Annotated in this window: 13 protein-coding genes; 5 read left to right on the plus strand and 8 right to left on the minus strand. The window is 58.0% G+C overall.

Annotation, left to right across the window (positions count from 1 at the left end):
- Nucleotides 1-7 precede the first annotated feature (7 nt).
- On the plus strand, nucleotides 8-829 hold the full coding sequence (locus PFLQ2_RS00395; RefSeq protein ID WP_003187093.1) for an ABC transporter substrate-binding protein: 822 nt from the start codon (nucleotides 8-10) through the stop codon (nucleotides 827-829).
- Nucleotides 826-1,659 carry an amino acid ABC transporter permease gene (locus PFLQ2_RS00390; protein ID WP_003187095.1) on the plus strand — a complete coding sequence of 278 codons (834 nt, stop codon included), beginning with the start codon at nucleotides 826-828 and terminating at the stop codon, nucleotides 1,657-1,659. The genes PFLQ2_RS00395 and PFLQ2_RS00390 overlap by 4 nt, the downstream gene beginning before the upstream one ends.
- A 52-nt stretch (nucleotides 1,660-1,711) precedes the next feature.
- Here PFLQ2_RS00390 and PFLQ2_RS00385 read toward each other — a convergent pair whose 3' ends face one another.
- The 3 genes from PFLQ2_RS00385 to PFLQ2_RS30795 form a co-directional block, all read right to left on the minus strand.
- Complete coding sequence (locus PFLQ2_RS00385; RefSeq protein ID WP_003187096.1) at nucleotides 1,712-2,800, minus strand: BsuBI/PstI family type II restriction endonuclease; 1,089 nt, start codon at nucleotides 2,798-2,800, stop codon at nucleotides 1,712-1,714.
- A 9-nt stretch (nucleotides 2,801-2,809) separates the two neighbouring features.
- The gene (locus PFLQ2_RS00380; protein ID WP_003187098.1) at nucleotides 2,810-4,585 is read right to left on the minus strand and encodes an HsdM family class I SAM-dependent methyltransferase; all 1,776 of its coding nucleotides are present in this window, start codon (nucleotides 4,583-4,585) and stop codon (nucleotides 2,810-2,812) included.
- Between the two features lie 1,212 nt (nucleotides 4,586-5,797).
- The gene (locus tag PFLQ2_RS30795) at nucleotides 5,798-6,229 is read right to left on the minus strand and encodes a hypothetical protein (protein WP_225970853.1); all 432 of its coding nucleotides are present in this window, start codon (nucleotides 6,227-6,229) and stop codon (nucleotides 5,798-5,800) included.
- Here PFLQ2_RS30795 and PFLQ2_RS00375 point away from each other — a divergent pair, their 5' ends adjacent.
- A complete protein-coding gene (locus tag PFLQ2_RS00375; RefSeq protein ID WP_225970854.1) occupies nucleotides 6,230-7,849 on the plus strand; it encodes an autotransporter outer membrane beta-barrel domain-containing protein in 1,620 nt (539 codons plus the stop codon).
- Nucleotides 7,850-7,912: 63 nt separating this feature from the next.
- Here PFLQ2_RS00375 and oadA read toward each other — a convergent pair whose 3' ends face one another.
- Nucleotides 7,913-9,721 carry a sodium-extruding oxaloacetate decarboxylase subunit alpha gene (gene oadA, locus PFLQ2_RS00370; RefSeq protein WP_003187103.1) on the minus strand — a complete coding sequence of 603 codons (1,809 nt, stop codon included), beginning with the start codon at nucleotides 9,719-9,721 and terminating at the stop codon, nucleotides 7,913-7,915.
- 12 nt (nucleotides 9,722-9,733) lie between these two features.
- Nucleotides 9,734-11,149 carry an acetyl-CoA carboxylase biotin carboxylase subunit gene (locus PFLQ2_RS00365; RefSeq protein ID WP_003187105.1) on the minus strand — a complete coding sequence of 472 codons (1,416 nt, stop codon included), beginning with the start codon at nucleotides 11,147-11,149 and terminating at the stop codon, nucleotides 9,734-9,736.
- Between the two features lie 187 nt (nucleotides 11,150-11,336).
- Here PFLQ2_RS00365 and PFLQ2_RS00360 point away from each other — a divergent pair, with 187 nt between their 5' ends.
- Nucleotides 11,337-12,299 (plus strand): LysR family transcriptional regulator, encoded by a 963-nt coding sequence (locus tag PFLQ2_RS00360; protein WP_003187108.1) that lies wholly within the window; start codon nucleotides 11,337-11,339, stop codon nucleotides 12,297-12,299.
- Here PFLQ2_RS00360 and PFLQ2_RS29245 read toward each other — a convergent pair.
- Together PFLQ2_RS29245 and hexR are read right to left on the minus strand one after the other, a co-directional pair.
- Nucleotides 12,241-12,450 carry a PA3496 family putative envelope integrity protein gene (locus PFLQ2_RS29245; protein WP_083455214.1) on the minus strand — a complete coding sequence of 70 codons (210 nt, stop codon included), beginning with the start codon at nucleotides 12,448-12,450 and terminating at the stop codon, nucleotides 12,241-12,243. The genes PFLQ2_RS00360 and PFLQ2_RS29245 overlap by 59 nt on opposite strands.
- Nucleotides 12,451-12,693: 243 nt before the next feature.
- Nucleotides 12,694-13,560, minus strand: a complete 867-nt coding sequence (hexR, locus tag PFLQ2_RS00355) for a transcriptional regulator HexR (protein WP_003187110.1) — start codon at nucleotides 13,558-13,560, stop codon at nucleotides 12,694-12,696.
- A gap of 517 nt (nucleotides 13,561-14,077) precedes the next feature.
- Here hexR and PFLQ2_RS00350 point away from each other — a divergent pair.
- Nucleotides 14,078-14,392, plus strand: coding sequence for a hypothetical protein (locus PFLQ2_RS00350; RefSeq protein WP_003187111.1), 315 nt, complete (start codon nucleotides 14,078-14,080; stop codon nucleotides 14,390-14,392).
- 75 nt (nucleotides 14,393-14,467) lie between these two features.
- Here PFLQ2_RS00350 and PFLQ2_RS00345 read toward each other — a convergent pair whose 3' ends face one another.
- Entirely contained in the window at nucleotides 14,468-17,329 is a 2,862-nt protein-coding gene (locus PFLQ2_RS00345; protein ID WP_003187113.1) for a putative bifunctional diguanylate cyclase/phosphodiesterase, read from the minus strand.
- Nucleotides 17,330-17,527: the final 198 nt, after the last annotated feature.

Genomic DNA, 17,527 nt, shown 5'->3' on the forward strand with positions numbered 1-17,527 from the left:
CCCTCACATGAAATTCCAACCATTGCTGGCCCTGGGCCTGACTCTTCTGGCTGCCTCTTCCCAAGCGCTCGCCGGCGTCACGCTGGATCGCATCGAACAGAAAAAAGAACTGGTCGGTGTGCTGATGGAAAGCTATCCGCCCTTCTCGTTCCTCAACGATCAGAACCAACTCGACGGATTCGACGTCGACGTGGCCAAGGCCGTGGCGCAGAAACTGGGCGTGAAGCTGCGTCTGGAAACCCCGTCCTGGGACGTGATCGCAGCCGGTCACTGGAGCGGACGCTACGACATCTGCATTTGCTCCATGACGCCGAGCAAGGCCCGCGCCGAAGTGTTCGATTTCCCAGTGCAGTACTACGCCTCGCCTGCGGTAATCGTGGTCAACGCCAAGGACAACAGCATCCATGGCGCCAAGGACCTGAGCGGCAAGAAAGTCGGCCTCACCAGCGCCTCCAGCTACGAAAGTTACCTGAACAAGAACCTGGTGATCGAAGGCGCCGAGGATACCCAACTGAGCTATCCGTTCGAGGATGTGCAGGTCGCTCCATACGATACCGACAACGTAGCGTTCCAGGACCTGGGCCTCGGCGCCGGGGTACGCCTGGACGCGGTGCTGACCAACCTGGTGACCGCCCAACCGCGCCTGACCGAAGACAAGCGCTTCAAACTGGCCGGCGAGCCGCTGTATTCCGAGCCAAACTCGGTCGCCATCGAAAAAGGCGACGCCCAATGGGACAGCCGGGTGCGTGAAGTCTTCGCCCAGTTGAAACAGGACGGCACCTTGAGCAAACTCTCGCAGAAATGGATCGGCGCCGACATTACTCAATGACTTCTTTTCCGCCCCCTCAGCCGCCGCCACCGGTGGCTGAGTCACGCCTGCAAAAATTCTTCGGCTTTCGCACCCGGCTGTACCTGACCTGGGCAGCGATGCTGGTGCTGTTCGCGAGCTTCTTCCTGAGCTTCGACCTGAAGTTTTCCATCATTTTGGACAAACTGCCGAACCTGCTCGGCGTGCACCTGGCCCCCAATGGCTTTTTGCAGGGGGCGGCGCTGACATTGTTCTTATGCCTGTGCTCGATCGTCGCGTCGTCACTGCTGGGCTTCATCACCGCCCTGGCGCGGCTGTCCAGCAGCGCAGTGGCGTTCGGCATTGCCAGTTTCTACGCGTCATTCTTTCGCGGCACGCCGTTGCTGATCCAGATCCTGCTGATCTACCTGGGCCTGCCCCAACTGGGCGTCGTCCCGGGTGCGATTGCCGCCGGGATCATCGCGCTGTCACTGAACTACGGCGCCTACCTGAGCGAAATCTTCCGCGCCGGCATCCTCGGCGTCCCCAACGGCCAACGCGAAGCCTCCCTCGCCCTGGGCCTGAGCGAAACCGTGATCTTCTGGCGCGTCACCCTGCCCCAAGCCATGCGCACTATCATCCCGCCGACCACCAACCAGTTCATCTCCATGCTCAAGGACTCCTCGCTGATCTCGGTGATGGGCGTCTGGGAGGTGATGTTTTTGGCGCAGTCTTATGGGCGTTCCAGTTATCGCTATATTGAGATGCTGACTACGGCGGCGATTATTTACTGGTTGATGTCCATTGCGCTGGAGCTGATTCAGGCGCGGATGGAGCGGCATTATGGGAAGGCTTATCTTAAGCGCAGCTGACCTGAGTAACACGACAGCAGCGGATCAAGACTCCTAGGGGAACTTGAGAATCCTAAAGGGCTTTTTTCGCCTCAATAGCTACGTTGAGATTTGCGAGTCGGCTCACGCCATTTTGAAGAAGCACGAGATTGTCAGGCTCAGACATGAACCATGCAAAGGTGCCCCAAGCCAGACCCGTTATAGTTTTCTTGAATCCAGCTGCCTCCCTGTCTGCGTAAGCCGTAACAAAAGCGACTTGCGAGCGGCTGAAGCCACCATTGTCTGTTATCGCGTATAACGCTTCCTGCCTGCGGGGTGTAATAGCGCCGTCGGTGGCGACAACCTCAACAAATACGATCAACGGCTCGGCCGGACCAAGATCCACCAGAATCAAGTCCGGAAGATTTTTCTGAGCCTCTATATCAAGCCCGATAACTGAAGCAAGCTGGAGGTCAGGATGAGCAACTTTGTTACCTGACTCACTCAGCCAAATTACCCCCGGCCTTTCCAAAAACTTGACGGCGAAAACCTCCACGACGGCTTTCGATATGTCTGAGCTAGGTCCCGGAACGAGCCGGCGGGTGTCTCCATTCGGGAAAGAAACCAAGACCCCATCCTTTCCCGTTGTACCAGCTCGCATAAGGGACACACGTGCTCGTGCACTGCGGGATAGATGCTTTTCCTGCCATGCCAGTATGGCGGCCAACAAATCCTCTGCGACAAGATCAGGGTCAAAAAGAGCAGCAAGGTCCGCCTTAAGTGCATAACGAGGAGCGCCTGATGTCGTCGGTACGTCAGGCCGCTCGAGCACAGCCCCCACCACCAGCAAACCCTCTCTCAAGGTTTCGTCGCGAATAGGTTCACGGGTGTTGTCCGCATACCAACGGACGCCAGGTACCTGAAAGGTTTTCTTCCGCAAATTGGCCCGGTAACTTAAACGAGCGATCTCGCAACAATCTTCAGCCTGTGCATCCGTCATCCGATAAACATGCACCGGCCCCAGCCAAACATCCAAACCTTCGACTGCTCCAATATAAAGCATCGCAAAAATTGTGCTTGCCGCCAGCTCACGTGTGCAATAGGAACGGTTAGGCGTTCCCTCTGGAAAAATCAGAGGCAACCTTTCGGATATCAACGAACGTGAGACATAAGGTGGTAGCACATTTCTTCCTTAGAAAAGTTTGGAACAAGCTGCTTCGATGGACTCTTTTGAAGCGTCAGCCTCAACCAACCCTGCTAACTCCTTCAAGGCCGCCGGATCGGGTAAAGGCAAGGATTCAAGCTCATAGGCTGAAACTGCTACAGAACCACTGACGCAACGAAACGCACGGTCAGCCGCCCCGCTGTTCAAAAAAGCAGCAAGCACAGCAGTATTAACTTTGGGAACGTCTGTGATGGGTCTGACCATGTTGATATGGTTCTCTATCACCACTCCGCCATGCGACTGAAGAAAATCTATTGGTAACGCAGCTGCGATAAGGCGGCGGCTCTGCTCTTTTGCAGTGGTGCGCTGTAAAAGTACGCAGGGCTGGGTCGTCACCAACCATTGATCAGAGGGCGCCAGCTCAAAATAAGGAGCATGGTTCTTTTTCTCTGCTCTAAAAACAAACTCCCCATCGGCTGTAATTGCCTCAGCCCATATAAGCGGTAGCCGACTGCTACCAGCTTGGTAGGTCAGTTGCGATTTATGGCGATTCCAGACCAACGGCCCCGTACTGACTCTATATCCCCAGTCAACAAGACGATGGGGCATCTCAGAAAGCCTTCCCACAAGTTTCGTTTGGTTGGGATTCCGAGGTAACAGCCAAGGCAAAGTGCAGTCTTTAGGCAGGATGATTGACCCTGTCTCTCTAATTTCAGTCACACCGTCCGCAGATATTATTTCAGAGACAACAACAGGAACGGCTTCGCCAGCCTTACGGTAGGTGGTGAGAGCCATTTCTTGAAGAACATCATCAAAAACACCTTTACGGGCCGCAACGAAATCTATGGAAATCGGAGGTGCTTCTTGGCCAATCAACGCACGCAGATTTTTGAAATACCCCCCCGCCAAAAAAGAAGTAGGGGTAACAAAAGCGATCAACCCACCCGGTTTGGTTTGACGAATGGCAAAGTCCGTAAACAGTCCGTAAAGATTGGCATGACCGTATAGAGAGCGCTTATATAACTCGCGCGTTTCGACATCCAGCTTGGCTTTGCCATACGGCGGATTACCAATGACCAAATCGAATCCGTCTTTAGGCGGGCTATTCCGCAACGAATCACAAACCGTGATCATGACAGGTAAGCGCAGACCCGACGAGCGACTGATGGGCAGCAACACTGCGTCCAAAGTAACTTGACTGAGCCAGGCTCCGAACGGATCTATTTCAAAGCCATGCAGCCGGTTACCAATACTTTGCAGCAGCAGTCGCGGGCTGCATTGTGCAAGCTCCTTCATAATCCGCTGCGCAATGGGTGCGAGAAACGCACCACCGCCACACGCCGGATCCAGAACACGACATTTCGCCCAATCAACATTCGCTGACGTGGCCTGATCGATAAGCCGCGCGGTTAGAGCTGGAGGCGTATAGAAAATCCCATACTCTCCGCGATGCTCCACGGGCAGCATACTGGTGTAGGTAAGGCCTATCTGATAGGCAGCCGTCTCAGCATCGAATTCTGAGGCCGCCGTACCGATCTGCTCGGCAAGCAAGCTGGCGGCGTCTGAAAGTGTTGAGGTTTCAAATTCGGCAATCGGTGCACGAAGCTCCTGAGGAGCGATTTCATCTTGGTTGAGGCCGCGCCACCAAGCTTCAATTAGCCGAACGCCAAATGCTCTTGCCAAGCTCAACTGTTTGTCTATGGGGAACCCGGCAGCCAATGCACGAGCCGTAGCCCTGGCAGTAACCAACGACTGAACCGGTACCTTCAAAGCAAATGGAACGTCCAGCTCAGCAAATGTCATTTGCGCCTCTTTTGCCATACACCCCCCATAGCGGGTCGCGATTCTACCTTGCTTTGAAGGTCAAGACGCCCCGGCTATCGCCCTTACGCGATGTTGCGTTAAAAAAAGGTAATCAACAATTAGCAATTGGCTCGGCAAACCTAGCCATCAGCTTAAAGGCCGATAAAACTGTATGAATATACAGCTTTATCGTAGCAATGCTAATTCATCGGCTAAACGGTTGAGCTGACTGAACCTGTCTGGCTTGCAGACGGATTGCTATTAGCCGGCGCCTGGAGATCACCCTCTCCATCGACGCGCCATCCCAACACCTCCAACGCATCGCAACCGTCCTGCAACAGCAGATGCGCGGCGCAGGTGAAGTGCTCCAGGTCATAAACCCTCGGCGTTTTTCATGCATAGACAGGAAATGCTGTTGAGTAAGTCTCGAGCAGCTTTTATACGATGGGCAGCCGTTTCCAACAGATCGGAGGCACTGGCTTCCGTGTCGATAAACAGTGTGGCTCCGACGCTGGTATTTGCTTGAAGGGGGTAATACTTGATCATCGGGTTGCTCTCTTGAGTTAAGAGCTACCACCGTTCGCGGCTAAACGAATATGGTGGCAGCTGTACGCGGGTTAGCCGACCGGACAAGAGAATCCGGCACACCCGAAGATGTCCCCCGCACAGCCGCCATAAATGTAAAAACATTGGGCGACAAAAAGCGCCGCCATCGGGGGCGCCCGTGCACTCTTGTTCGACCGGCTAAGATCGATCACCGATTAGTCGATGACGAGAGAACTATAGGCGAGGCCCCAACGAAACAACGCTGAGTTTCTGTATCTCGGAACCATCCTACGCGAAACACGGAATGGGTCTACAAAGCTTAATTTTGATCGGCCGGAAGCCTACCATCACGAACCCAATCTGTATCGAGCGGTTGATGCCCGATAAAATTGAAAGGTCCGAGCAGGCTGTAGGGCAAAGCTCAGCCCCATGAAATCCAACGACACGACACGCTGATCGCAGCACAAGCAGCCTACAAATTTCATCCGCCGAATCTTGCTCTCGCAGCGAACAAGGCTGGCATCGCCACCCAGGCCGGAATTTTTACAGTGAGACCTCCGTCATAAAAAGGTCCACTCGATGCCAACCCAACCTTCATTTCTGCCCCAACATCTCGCGCTGGCGATAGCTTTGGCACTTGGCTGCGCCGAGGTTTCCATGGCTCAGTCAGTTGCCGAAACTCCCACGACGGCTGTTCTTCAGGAGCGTCTCAAGACCCTCGAAGAAGCTACAGATACCAAGCATCACACTGTCTCCACCGCCCGCAAAGGCGGCATGAAACTGACTAAGGCCAACGATCTGGTCAACGTCACCGCAAAGGGTGCGTTCAGCGGGCCTGTTGATGGAGGTGGCGGAAACAACGTTCTTCGATTGGGCGATGCCCTGAGCCCAAGATTGGCTGAAACCCGCAATTTCGAAGCTTTGCACGTCACGAAAAACGAATGGGAACACACCGGGAATTTTGGCGGTTGGGCAGTGATTGAAGCGCAAACCAAACTCGTAAATATCGGCCATATCGACGGACAAGTCGGGGTGCTCGGTACGTTCGATAACAAGGGGGTTGTCGCCAATCGCGTCATCGTCGAGCCAGACGCCCATATGACCAACTCAGGCACGGTGAATGGCGCTGTCCATGTACGCGAGAAGGCCCGCTTCAGCGGCAGTGGATCTGTTGAGTTCCTGAGCGTGGCGGGCCAGCTGAAGGTCGGTCCTGAAATCGGCGCACCCTCGATCAACGGAAACCTTGAACTGTTGAAAGACGCCGAGCTGATCTACGGCATCGATGCCGCGGGCGCCAGCGCCACGATCAATGTCGCAGGCACCGCGACCCTGAACGACGCGACCCTGAGGATCGACGCCGTAGAGGTTGAGAACATGGGCACAAGCCAGCACACCGTGATCCGTGCGAAGCAGATTGAAGGGAAGTTCGGCACGGTCATCGATAACCTTCCCTTCATGACCGCGACCCCACACTACAACGGGACGGAGGTTGGCCTGGCTTATGCGCGTAATGACGTTCCGCTGAAGGCTGCTGCGAAGAACGAAAACGCTGAAAGATTCACTGGCGGTATCGAAAAACCACAACGGGTCACAGCACTGCCACCCAAGCCTGTCGGCAACGTAGCGGTTTTTCAGGCACCTGCCACACTGCCGAAGGTCGATAGTCCAGCACAACACCCCAGCAAAACGCAGCCAGTCGCCAGCACTGAGCCGAAACCCAACGCCGCCATCACCGCCCTGCTCGGCACCAACATGACCACCGCCGCCGATGCCATTGACCAACTCAGCGGTTACGACACCGCCGATCTGGGCAACGCCACCCTGAGCAGCGTCGCGCCGATTGCCACAGGCTTACTCTCTACCATGGGCCGCAAAACCTCGGGGGGCGGGCAAGATAACGGTCAGGTCTGGGTCCAGGCTGTCGGCCACAACGGAAGTCTCGCCAAGCAATTGGGAAGCTATGCCATGAAGCATTCGACCAAGGGGGTGATGCTGGGCACCGACTGGGCGATCAGCCCCGATTGGCGGCTAGGGATCATCGGCGGCAAGACGCAAACCCGGCTGGACAGCCATCAGTTCGAAGGCGCACTCGACAGCTGGCTCGCGGGCGCATACGCCTTGCGCCAGGACGGGCCTCTGGCCCTGCGCCTGGGCGCCGTTTATGGCAGCCATGACGGCAGCACCAAGCGTCACGTTGCCTTCAACCGTTACAGGGACAACCTCAAGGGCAGTTACGAAGCCAACACGCATCAAGTCTTTGGGCAGGTTGGCTACCGGTTAAATATCGCCCATCTCGATATCGAGCCCTACGCCCACTTGGGTTATCAACGCTATCAACGCGAGCGCTACAGCGAAAAAGGTGGGGACGCCGCAGTGCAATACAACGACCAGACCCAGGATCACTACAGCACCGATCTTGGTCTGCGCCTGGCCCGGCCCTTTACGTTTGACCAAGGCATGGCATTGACGCCCCGACTGGATGTCAGTTGGAGGCATTTATACGGCGACATCAAAGGTAGCTCCCAGCAGCGCCTGATCAGTGGAGGAAACACCTATCGCATCGAAGGTGTCGAGCTGGACCGTGACAGCCTGCTCGTGCAAGCGGGGCTGGACTTGGCCGTCTCGCCACGTCACATCCTGGGATTGAGTTACCGCAGTGAAACTGGGCAGGACAACCGCAGCGGTTCGCTAATGGGCCAATGGCGGATGATGTTCTGACGGACAAAAAAAAGGGGAGCACATGCCCCCCCGAGGTTAAAGCGTTGTATCGAGGCTGTTAACTCAGCCTTCGATCTCGATCAGGATCTCGCCCGGATTGACGCGGTCGCCCTTGGCCACATGAATCGCGGTGACCTTGCCGGCGATAGCCGCCTGCACTTCGGTTTCCATCTTCATGGCTTCGGTGATCAGCACCGCTTGGCCGGCCTTCACCACGTCGCCTTCCTTGACCAGCACATCGACGATGTTGCCCGGCATGGTGGTGCTGACGTGGCCCGGCGCGGTGGCTTGCTTGCGCTTGCTGCTGCCGCCGCTGACAAACTCGTTGAGCGGTTCGAAGACGACCTCTTCGGGCATGCCGTCGATGGAGAGATAGAAGTGCCGCTTGCCCTCAGCCTTGACGCCCACTCCGGTGATGTCGACGCGATAGGTCTCACCGTGAACGTCGATGACGAACTCGGTTGGCACACCTTCGCCACCCGCTGAACTCACGCTGCCCGCTTCTGGGATAGGCAACAGTACTTCTGGGGTCAGGGTGCCGGCTTCGCGTTCTTCGAGGAATTTGCGACCGATGTCCGGGAACATGGCGTAGGTCAGCACGTCCTCTTCGGACTTGGCCAACGCGCCGATTTCCCCACGCAGCTTGGTCATCTCCGGCTTGAGCAAATCGGCCGGACGCACATCGATCACGTCTTCGCTACCGATGGCCTGGCGGCGCAGCTTCTCGTTCACCGAACCCGGCGCCTTGCCATAGCCGCCCTGCAGATAGAGCTTCACTTCGTTGGTGATGGTCTTGTAGCGCTCACCGGCCAGCACGTTGAAGAACGCCTGGGTGCCGACAATCTGCGAAGTCGGGGTCACCAATGGCGGGAAGCCGAGGTCTTCGCGCACTCGGGGGATTTCCGCGAGCACTTCGTTCATGCGGTTCAGGGCGCCCTGCTCTTTCAGCTGGTTGGCGAGGTTGGAAATCATCCCGCCCGGTACCTGGTTGACCTGGACGCGGGTGTCGACTGCGGTGAACTCGCTTTCGAACTGGTGGTATTTCTTGCGCACGGCGTAGAAGTACAAGCCGATTTCCTGAAGCAGTTCCAGGTCCAGGCCGGTGTCGAACTCGCTGCCCTTGAGGGCGGCGACCATCGATTCAGTACCCGGATGGCTGGTGCCCCAGGCAAAGCTGGAGATGGCGGTGTCGATATGATCGGCACCATTTTCAATAGCCTTGAGCTGGCACATCGCAGCCAGGCCCGCGGTGTCGTGGGAATGGATGAAGACTGGCAGCGACTGCTCGCTCTTCAGCGCCTTGACCAGTTCGCCAGTGGCATACGGGGTCAACAGGCCGGCCATGTCCTTGATCGCCACCGAGTCGCAACCCATGGCTTCCATCTGCTTGGCCTGGGCCACGAACGCATCGATGGTGTGCACCGGGCTCGTGGTGTAGGCGATCGTGCCCTGGGCATGTTTGCCAGCTGCCTTCACCGCCTCGATGGCGACCTTCAGGTTACGCACGTCGTTCATCGCATCGAAAATACGGAACACATCGATGCCGTTGACCGCAGCCTTGGCGACGAACGCCTTGACCACGTCATCGCTGTAGTGGCGGTAGCCCAGCAGGTTCTGGCCGCGCAGCAGCATTTGCAGGCGAGTGTTGGGCAGCGCGGCGCGCAGTTGGCGCAGGCGCTCCCATGGATCTTCCTTCAGGAAGCGCACGCAGGCGTCGAACGTCGCGCCGCCCCAGACTTCCAGGGACCAATAGCCGACTTTGTCGAGCTTGTCGCAGATCGGCAGCATGTCTTCGGTGCGCATGCGGGTGGCGAGCAGCGATTGGTGGGCGTCGCGCAGGATTGTGTCGGTAACAAAGATCTTCTTGGACATGGTCATGATTCCTTACAGGCCTGCGTGGGCGGCAATGGCGGCGGCGATGGCCAGGGCCAGCTCTTCGGGTTTGCGCTTGATCGAGTAGTTGGTCAGTTCAGGGTGGCTTTCAACGAAGCTGGTATTGAACTGGCCGCTACGGAATTCCGGATTGCGCAGAATCTCCTGGTAATACGCTGCGGTGGTCTTGACCCCCTGCAGGCGCATGTCATCCAGGGCTCGCAGGCCACGGTCCATCGCCTCTTCCCAGGTCAACGCCCAAACCACCAATTTCAGGCACATCGAATCGTAGAACGGCGGAATGGTGTAGCCGGTATAGATCGCCGTGTCGGTGCGCACGCCCGGACCGCCGGGGGCGTAATAACGAGTGATCTTGCCGAAGCTGGGCAGGAAGTTGTTTTTCGGGTCTTCGGCGTTGATCCGGAACTGCAACGCGAAACCACGGTGCTGGATGTCTTCCTGCTTGACCGACAGCGGCAGCCCGGAGGCGATGCGGATCTGTTCGCGGACGATGTCGATACCGGTGATTTCTTCGGTGATGGTGTGTTCCACCTGCACGCGAGTGTTCATCTCCATGAAGTACACCTCGCCCTCGGCGAGCAAAAACTCCACGGTGCCGGCGTTCTCGTAGCCCACGGCCTTGGCCGCACGCACCGACAAGTCACCGATGTAGGCGCGCTGTTCGGGAGTCAGTTGCGGGCTCGGGGCGATTTCAATCAGCTTCTGGTTGCGGCGCTGGATCGAGCAGTCGCGCTCGAACAGATGCACGACATTGCCGAAACTGTCACCGAGGATCTGCGCCTCGATGTGCTTGGGATTGACGATGCATTTTTCCAGGAACACTTCCGCCGAACCGAATGCCTTGGTGGCTTCGGAGATAACGCGCGGGAAGGCTTGTTCGAGTTCTTCACGGCTGTTGCAGCGACGGATACCACGGCCACCGCCGCCGGACGTGGCCTTGAGCATCACCGGGTAACCGATCCGGTCGCCTTCGGTCAGGGCCTCTTCGATGCCCGCCACGTTGCCTTCGGTACCCGGCGTGACCGGCACACCGGCCTTGATCATGCTGCGGCGCGCTTCGGTCTTATCGCCCATGCGACGAATGACTTCCGCCGACGGACCGATGAATTTGATTCCGCGTTCGGCGCAGATATCCGCCAGTTCGGCGTTTTCCGAAAGAAAACCATAGCCTGGATGCAAGGCATCACAGCCGGTTTCCACCGCCAGGTTCACCAGTTTGCGCGGGTTGAGGTAGCCGGCCAGCGGATCGGCGCCGATGCTGTGGGCCTCGTCCGCACGCTTGACATGCAGGGCATGCCGATCTGCGTCGGAATAGACCGCGACCGAGCGAATGCCCATCTCGGCGCAAGCGCGCACGATTCGCACGGCAATCTCACCACGGTTGGCGATCAGGATCTTTGTTATCAATTGGAGGTTCCCTTGAGCCGGTGATACCACGACCTGGGATCCAGGCCGACGCGTGACCAGATGTAACAATTGGTCGCACCTCCACACTAGCCCTGGCTGTTGATTAACAAAAATGAATAATTATTGGGCCATGCATAAGCAAAGACTTATAGTTGGCCCATTCGTCATGGTCCAGAGTGTGTAGAAAATGCGTAAGTCATTGATGCGTATGACGTTGCGTCAATTGCAGATTTTCAACGAGGTGTGCGACTTGAGGTCCTACAGCCGCGCAGCCGATGAAATGTCTCTCACCCAGCCGGCCGTTAGCCTACAGATCCGGTCCCTTGAAGAGCTGATTGGCCAGCCGCTGTTCGAGTATGTGGGCAAAAAACTCTACATGACCGAGGCCGCCGAAGCGCTGCAACGGGCCAGCCGGGACATTTTTGGACGCCTGGAGAACCTCGACATGCAGCTTTCGGACATGCAAGGCTCGCTGCAGGGTCAGCTGAAGCTCGCCGTTGAATCCAGCGCCAAGTACTTCGTTCCGCACCTGTTCGCTGCGTTCAAGCGCCAGCATCCGGAGGTCAACCTGAACCTCACCGTGGTCAATCGCGGCCAGGTCATTCGACGGCTGTCGGACAACCGGGACGACGTGGTGATCATGTCCATGGTGCCGCAGGACATGGGCCTGGAATTCCTGCCGTTTCTCAACAATCCCATCGTGGCCGTGGCCCCGCCGGATCATCCGTTGTGCCACATGGGCCCGCTGCGCTTGCAGGACCTGGAACCCTACACGTTGCTGCTGCGCGAGCCGGGGTCAGGCACGCGGCTGGCGTGCGAGGAGTATTTCAAGGAGAAACGGGTGCACTTCACGCAGACACTGGAGGTGGCTTCGGCGGAGGCCCAGCGCGAGTGCGTGGTGGCCGGGCTGGGCGTGGCGCTGTTGACGCGCCACGCCGTGAGCCGGGAGTTGTCTTCCGGTGCGCTCGTCGAACTGCCGATAGAAGAGTTGCCGCTGTATCGCAGTTGGTGCCTGGTACAGGCCAGGGCGAAACGCTTGTCGCCGGTGGCCCACGCCTTCCTGGCGTTCGTTCGCGCCGAGCGCGCTCAGATCATCGGTCTGGTTGAGCGCTTCGACGGGAAGCCGCCGGCGTTGCCTGCCAGTAATTGAACTCCACCGTGTCAGGGAATTCGCTGATCTCAGCCAAGAGCTGGCGTTGCTCACAGCGGTCTTCGATTGCACGACGAAACGCCATGCGGCGCTGGTCTTCCTGCTGACGACGGGTTTTGACGGCGCTGCGTTCTTCGTAGGACTGGGTCATGTCGAGACTCCCAAGACGTATACGGGAGCTTTACGATGAAGGCACGGGATGACGGTTTGGCGGCGCGAAGATTACAAGACGATGAATTCGGGCGGTGTCCCCTGTGACGAGGGAGCTTGCTCTCGCTCGGCTGCGCAGCAGTCGCAAACCTGTCAACGCGGTGTGCCTGGATAACCGTTGGGGGTCGCTTCGCAACCCAGCGGGAGCAAGCTCCCTCGCCACAGAAGCCCCCCCAGACCGGGCTCAGTCATCCAACGCCTTCACCGATTTGGGCGACAGCCGCAAGCTGCGCAGGCTGCGCTTCACGCTCTTGAGGTGGTTGACCAGGCTCGGGCCACGGGCCATGGCGACGCCCATTGCCAATACGTCGATCACTACCAGATGGGCAATGCGTGAGGTCAACGGCGTGTAGATTTCGGTGTCTTCATGCACATCGATCGCCAGGTTCACCGTCGAGAGTTCCGCCAATGGCGTCTGGCTCGGGCACAAGGTGATCAGCGAGGCGCCGCTTTCGCGCACCAGGTTCGCGGTGATCAACAGGTCTTTGGAACGCCCCGACTGGGAAATACAGATCGCCACATCGGTGGGTTTCAGCGTAACCGCCGACATCGCCTGCATGTGCGGGTCGGAATAGGCCGCCGCCGTAAGCAGCAAGCGGAAAAACTTGTGTTGGGCATCGGCCGCCACAGCGCCCGACGCGCCAAAACCATAAAACTCGACACGCTGGGCCTGGGACATGGCCGTGACGGCTTTCTGCAACGCCACCGGGTCGAGCTTCTCGCGAACTTCCATCAGGGTGTGCAGGGTCGTGTCGAAGATTTTCAGGCTGTAGTCGGCGACTGAATCGTCTTCATGAATCGCAAACTGACCGAAGCTGGCCCCGGCCGCCAGGCTCTGGGCCAGCTTGAGTTTCAGGTCCTGGAAACCCGAGCAACCGATGGCCCGGCAGAAACGCACGATGGTCGGTTCGCTGATGCCGACACTGTGGGCAAGATCGGCCATGGAGCTGTGCATGACGGCCGCAGGATCAAGCAGTACGTGATCGGCGACTTTCAGCTCCGACTTGCGCAGCAGGTGGCGTGACTGGGCGATGTGTTGCAACAGGTTCAAGGGGCTGGACTCTTGTTATTGGCAGGTGCCGTGATGTAGCAAGCTTGTAGTTATACTACAAGAATTGGCTTTTTGCCTGTTCAAAACGCAACTCTATCGCCTCGCTGCCCTTTGTTTTGGCTGGGGATCCCATGATGTAGCAGCGTGTGCCGCGGTGAAGCACGATTTCACCGCTGCGAGTGATTTACATCCATGACGTCTTACCCTCCAGCCCCGCTTGACCGAGCGAGGCGGACACCGGAAGGATTGTCGTGCTCGCCTCAATCAAACCAATATGCCACGACTAAACGGCACCATTTAACACTGCTCAGGCCCAGAGTTTAGTCATAAAAATAACACCTCGCGGCGCATCTTTAATCATTAGCTGCGACGGTACAATCATGCGATGTCTCGATAGCGAGAACTAGCATGGATAACTTCCCCTTACAAACTCAACTTCAATTAGCCTCACACCGGCCGATCAAAATCGATATATTGGCCCCGCAGGACGCCATCAACTTACTACAGGAGTTACAACATGAGCATTACTTCTAAAAACTGGACCGCGCAAATCGACCGCATGCCCGGAGCCGCTTCTTTCCGCACCTTCGGCACCGTAACCGTTGCCCACAGTGGCATTACACCGATCTTGGTACTTAGCGACAAACAGGACAAATCGTTTGATCTGCGACTGGAGCTGAAACTCCAACACGCCGATGACATTTCCTTGCCGGTACTGACCGACAAGTTTGTTGAATACAAAGTGCTCGGCGACTCTAATGTCACAGGGGTCAGCATTTTCTTCGAAGGACAGTTGCTGCATCATATCGATGAAGTCTTGATGACTCATTAATCCATGTACATAACTTCCCGCCGGAAACTTCGTTATTCGGCGGGAAGTTGCTGCGAGAACGGAAACTCACTGCATCTATTGCGCCCGCAACAACTGCGCCAAACCCTCTGCTTCTATCGGCCGGCTGATCAGGTACCCTTGGACCTCATCGCATTGTTCATTCCGGAGAAATTCAAGCTGCTCCGACCGCTCCACGCCTTCCGCCACCACCTTCAGCGATAAGCCGTGCGCCATCGCAATGATCGCGCGGGTAATGGAAGCATCCATGCTGCCCTCACCCAGCCCGCGGATGAACGTCTGGTCGATTTTCACGTAATCCACCGGGATCCGCTTGAGGTAACTCAAAGATGAGTAACCGGTGCCAAAATCGTCGATCGCCAGTTTGACCCCAAGGTCACGCAACTGCTGGAACGTGGCAATGATGTGCTCCACGCTGTCGAGCAATTGGCTCTCGGTCAGCTCCAGCTCCAGGTATTGGGGCGCCAGGCCGGTTTCTTCCAACACTTGCCGCACCAGGCTGACCAGCTTGCCCTGGCGCAGTTGATGGACCGACAGATTGACCGACACCCTGATCGGCGCCAGCCCCTGGCGCTGCCATTCGCACGCCTGCCAACAGGCCTGACGCAACACAAACTCGCCGATCGGTCCGATCAGCCCGGTTTCTTCTGCCAGGCCGATGAACTCCCCCGGCGGAACCCGACCCAGGACTGGATGATCCCAGCGTACCAAGGCTTCCGCGGCGTTCAAGCGGCCGGTCGCCAGGCACAGCTTGGGCTGATAAAAGACCTTCAATTGCTGCTCTTCAAGAGCCTTGCGCAGCTGATTTTCCAATTGCAGGCGTTCGAGCGTACTGGCTTGCAGGCTGTCGGTGTAAAACTGGAAATTATTCCCTCCCAGGTGCTTGGCGTGCTGCATGGCCATGTTCGCCTGGCTGACCAGCGTGGATATTTCCCGTGCGTTGTCGGGCAACAGGCTGATGCCGATGGAGGCGCTGACCACCAGCTCATGGCCTTCGATGGTCACCGGCAGGCGCAGCTTGGCAGACAAGCGGGTCGCCACCCGAGCCAGGCTGGAGAGGTTGCCATAAGCGTCGAACAACACCGCGAACTCATCGCCGGATAACCGGGCAATGGTGTCCGCCTCGGGCAATGCATTGATCAGGCGCCGGGCCATTTTCCGCAGCAGCTCATCGGCCACGTCATGACCAAGGCTGTCGTTGAGCAGTTTGAAACGGTCGAGGTTGATATGCAGCAACGCCAGGCTGCGCCGCCCGCCTTGGCGCACGCGCTGATGAGCTTCCTGGAGACGTTCGCGAAACAGCGAGCGATTCGCCAGGCCAGTCAGCTCGTCGTAATGCGTCAGGTAGCGCATCCGTTCTTCGGATTCACGACGCGCAGACAGATCGGCGAAGAAGCCGACGATATGGCTGACGTTTCCCCGCGCATCGCGCACGACATTCAATTGCAGCCATTGCGGGTAAAGCTCACCGTTGGCCCGCGCTTCAACCAGCTCACCTTGCCAGGTGCCGTGTTGCTTGAGGGCTTGGCGGATAACGGGATAGTGGCGGCGCGCGTCGCGACTGCACGGCAGGTCGACGACGTTGCGCCCGAGCATATCGGCGATGTCGAAACCGGTGAGCCGGGTAAAGGCCTGGTTTGCGGCCAGCAACGCATAATTGGGGTCGAAGATCACGATGCCTTCACTGGCGGCCTCGAACACCGTGGCCGCCAATTGCCGCTGCTGTTCGAGTTCCTTGGCCGCGCTGATGTTTCGCCGCGTGCCAACCATGCGCAACACCCTGCCGTTTGCGCTGCACTCCACCGCCCGGCCACGGTCTTCGATCCAGACCCAGTGACCATCGCCGTGACGCACCCGGTATTCGATCTGGTAATCCTCGCTGCGGCCCTTGAGGTGTTCGACAAGGGCACGCTTGAGCGCTGGCACGTCCTGGGGGTGCAGCCGCGGGGTGAGATGGCTGAGCATCGCCGTGACGTATTCGGGCTCCAGCCCAAACAGCTCTTTGAGTTGGGTATGGTGGACTTCGTCAGTCTGCAGATTCCAATCCCACAAACCCAACTCACTGGCCTTCAGGGCCAGCGCCAGACGCGCCTCACTCTTGCCCAGGGCCTGGCTGGCCACTTCCAGCTCGCGGCTTCGCTGCGCCACCCGTGCCTCCAGCTCAACCTGGGCCGCGCGTAGTTTGTCCTCGGCACAGCGACGTTGCTCGACCTCCCGGGCCAGGGCCTCGTTGAGCTGCGCACCTCGGGATTGGGCCTCTTGCAAATGCTCTATCAGCGCCTGGTTCTGGAAGCGTCGCAGCATGCCGCTCTGTATCAAGCGATTGACTTGCCAGGCCACCACGCTCAGCGAGACCAACACCACCAGTCCGAGCCAACCCCACCCGCGCTGTTGCTCATCCCCCCCCCAGAAGAGGTAACCGATGGCTGGCAACAGGCAGGGCAAGGTAAAGGACAGAAACGCCGGAAGGCTCACGGCATAGGCCACGCTGGCCGACAGGGTGGCTGCGCCGATCAGGCCGAACACCCAGGCCTGTTGCTGGAAACTGTCGGCCGGGACCAGCGCGATGCCGGCCCCGGCCAGCGTCAGGCCGGTCATCCCGGAGCCCAGCAGGAACATGCGCAGCCAGATCGGGTGTGCCTGGCGGCTTGGCATGGCCGAATCGAAGGCGGCCACCTGGATCACCCGCAACGCGACCAGCGACAGCAACCAGACCAGCCAGACGCTGACCAGGAAATAGCGCGACGGCTCCCATAACAGTGCGGCGCAGACCAGACCGTTGACCAACATGAACAGCGTGGGTAGCAGCGAGCCCTGGTACAGCAGACGTGTGCGTTCGACCGCCATCTCCGTGGCGTACTGCTTGCGGATGGCCCGCCGTTCCACACAGGGGCCCGCCGGATCGGAATTGAGGATCATTGGCACTGTTCTTGTTCTTATTCAGCGAAGCGTGGGGAACCCGAAAGATCCACCGAGCATACACAAGCCAAAGGCCTTCCCACACTGCTTGCGGTCATAAAAACTTCGAAAAAAGTCGCTATTTCATTGGGTGGCGCCCCCCTCGAGCGAGCCCGGCCAATACTTGCAGGCCATGACCAACCGGTCATCCTCAAACGG

Source organism: Pseudomonas fluorescens Q2-87 (assembly GCF_000281895.1).
Taxonomy (GTDB): Bacteria; Pseudomonadota; Gammaproteobacteria; order Pseudomonadales; family Pseudomonadaceae; genus Aquipseudomonas; species Aquipseudomonas fluorescens_S.

Coding starts and splice junctions, on each gene's coding strand:
- oadA (WP_003187103.1), bottom strand. CDS start 9,721: ATGTCCAAGAAGATCTTTGTTACCGACACAATCCTGCGCGACGCCCAC.
- PFLQ2_RS00375 (WP_225970854.1), top strand. CDS start 6,230: ATGACCAACTCAGGCACGGTGAATGGCGCTGTCCATGTACGCGAGAAG.
- PFLQ2_RS00380 (WP_003187098.1), bottom strand. CDS start 4,585: ATGACATTTGCTGAGCTGGACGTTCCATTTGCTTTGAAGGTACCGGTT.
- PFLQ2_RS00350 (WP_003187111.1), top strand. CDS start 14,078: ATGAGCATTACTTCTAAAAACTGGACCGCGCAAATCGACCGCATGCCC.
- PFLQ2_RS00395 (WP_003187093.1), top strand. CDS start 8: ATGAAATTCCAACCATTGCTGGCCCTGGGCCTGACTCTTCTGGCTGCC.
- PFLQ2_RS00345 (WP_003187113.1), bottom strand. CDS start 17,329: ATGATCCTCAATTCCGATCCGGCGGGCCCCTGTGTGGAACGGCGGGCC.
- PFLQ2_RS30795 (WP_225970853.1), bottom strand. CDS start 6,229: ATGGGCGTCTGGCTCGACGATGACGCGATTGGCGACAACCCCCTTGTT.
- PFLQ2_RS00390 (WP_003187095.1), top strand. CDS start 826: ATGACTTCTTTTCCGCCCCCTCAGCCGCCGCCACCGGTGGCTGAGTCA.
- PFLQ2_RS00360 (WP_003187108.1), top strand. CDS start 11,337: ATGCGTAAGTCATTGATGCGTATGACGTTGCGTCAATTGCAGATTTTC.
- PFLQ2_RS29245 (WP_083455214.1), bottom strand. CDS start 12,450: ATGACCCAGTCCTACGAAGAACGCAGCGCCGTCAAAACCCGTCGTCAG.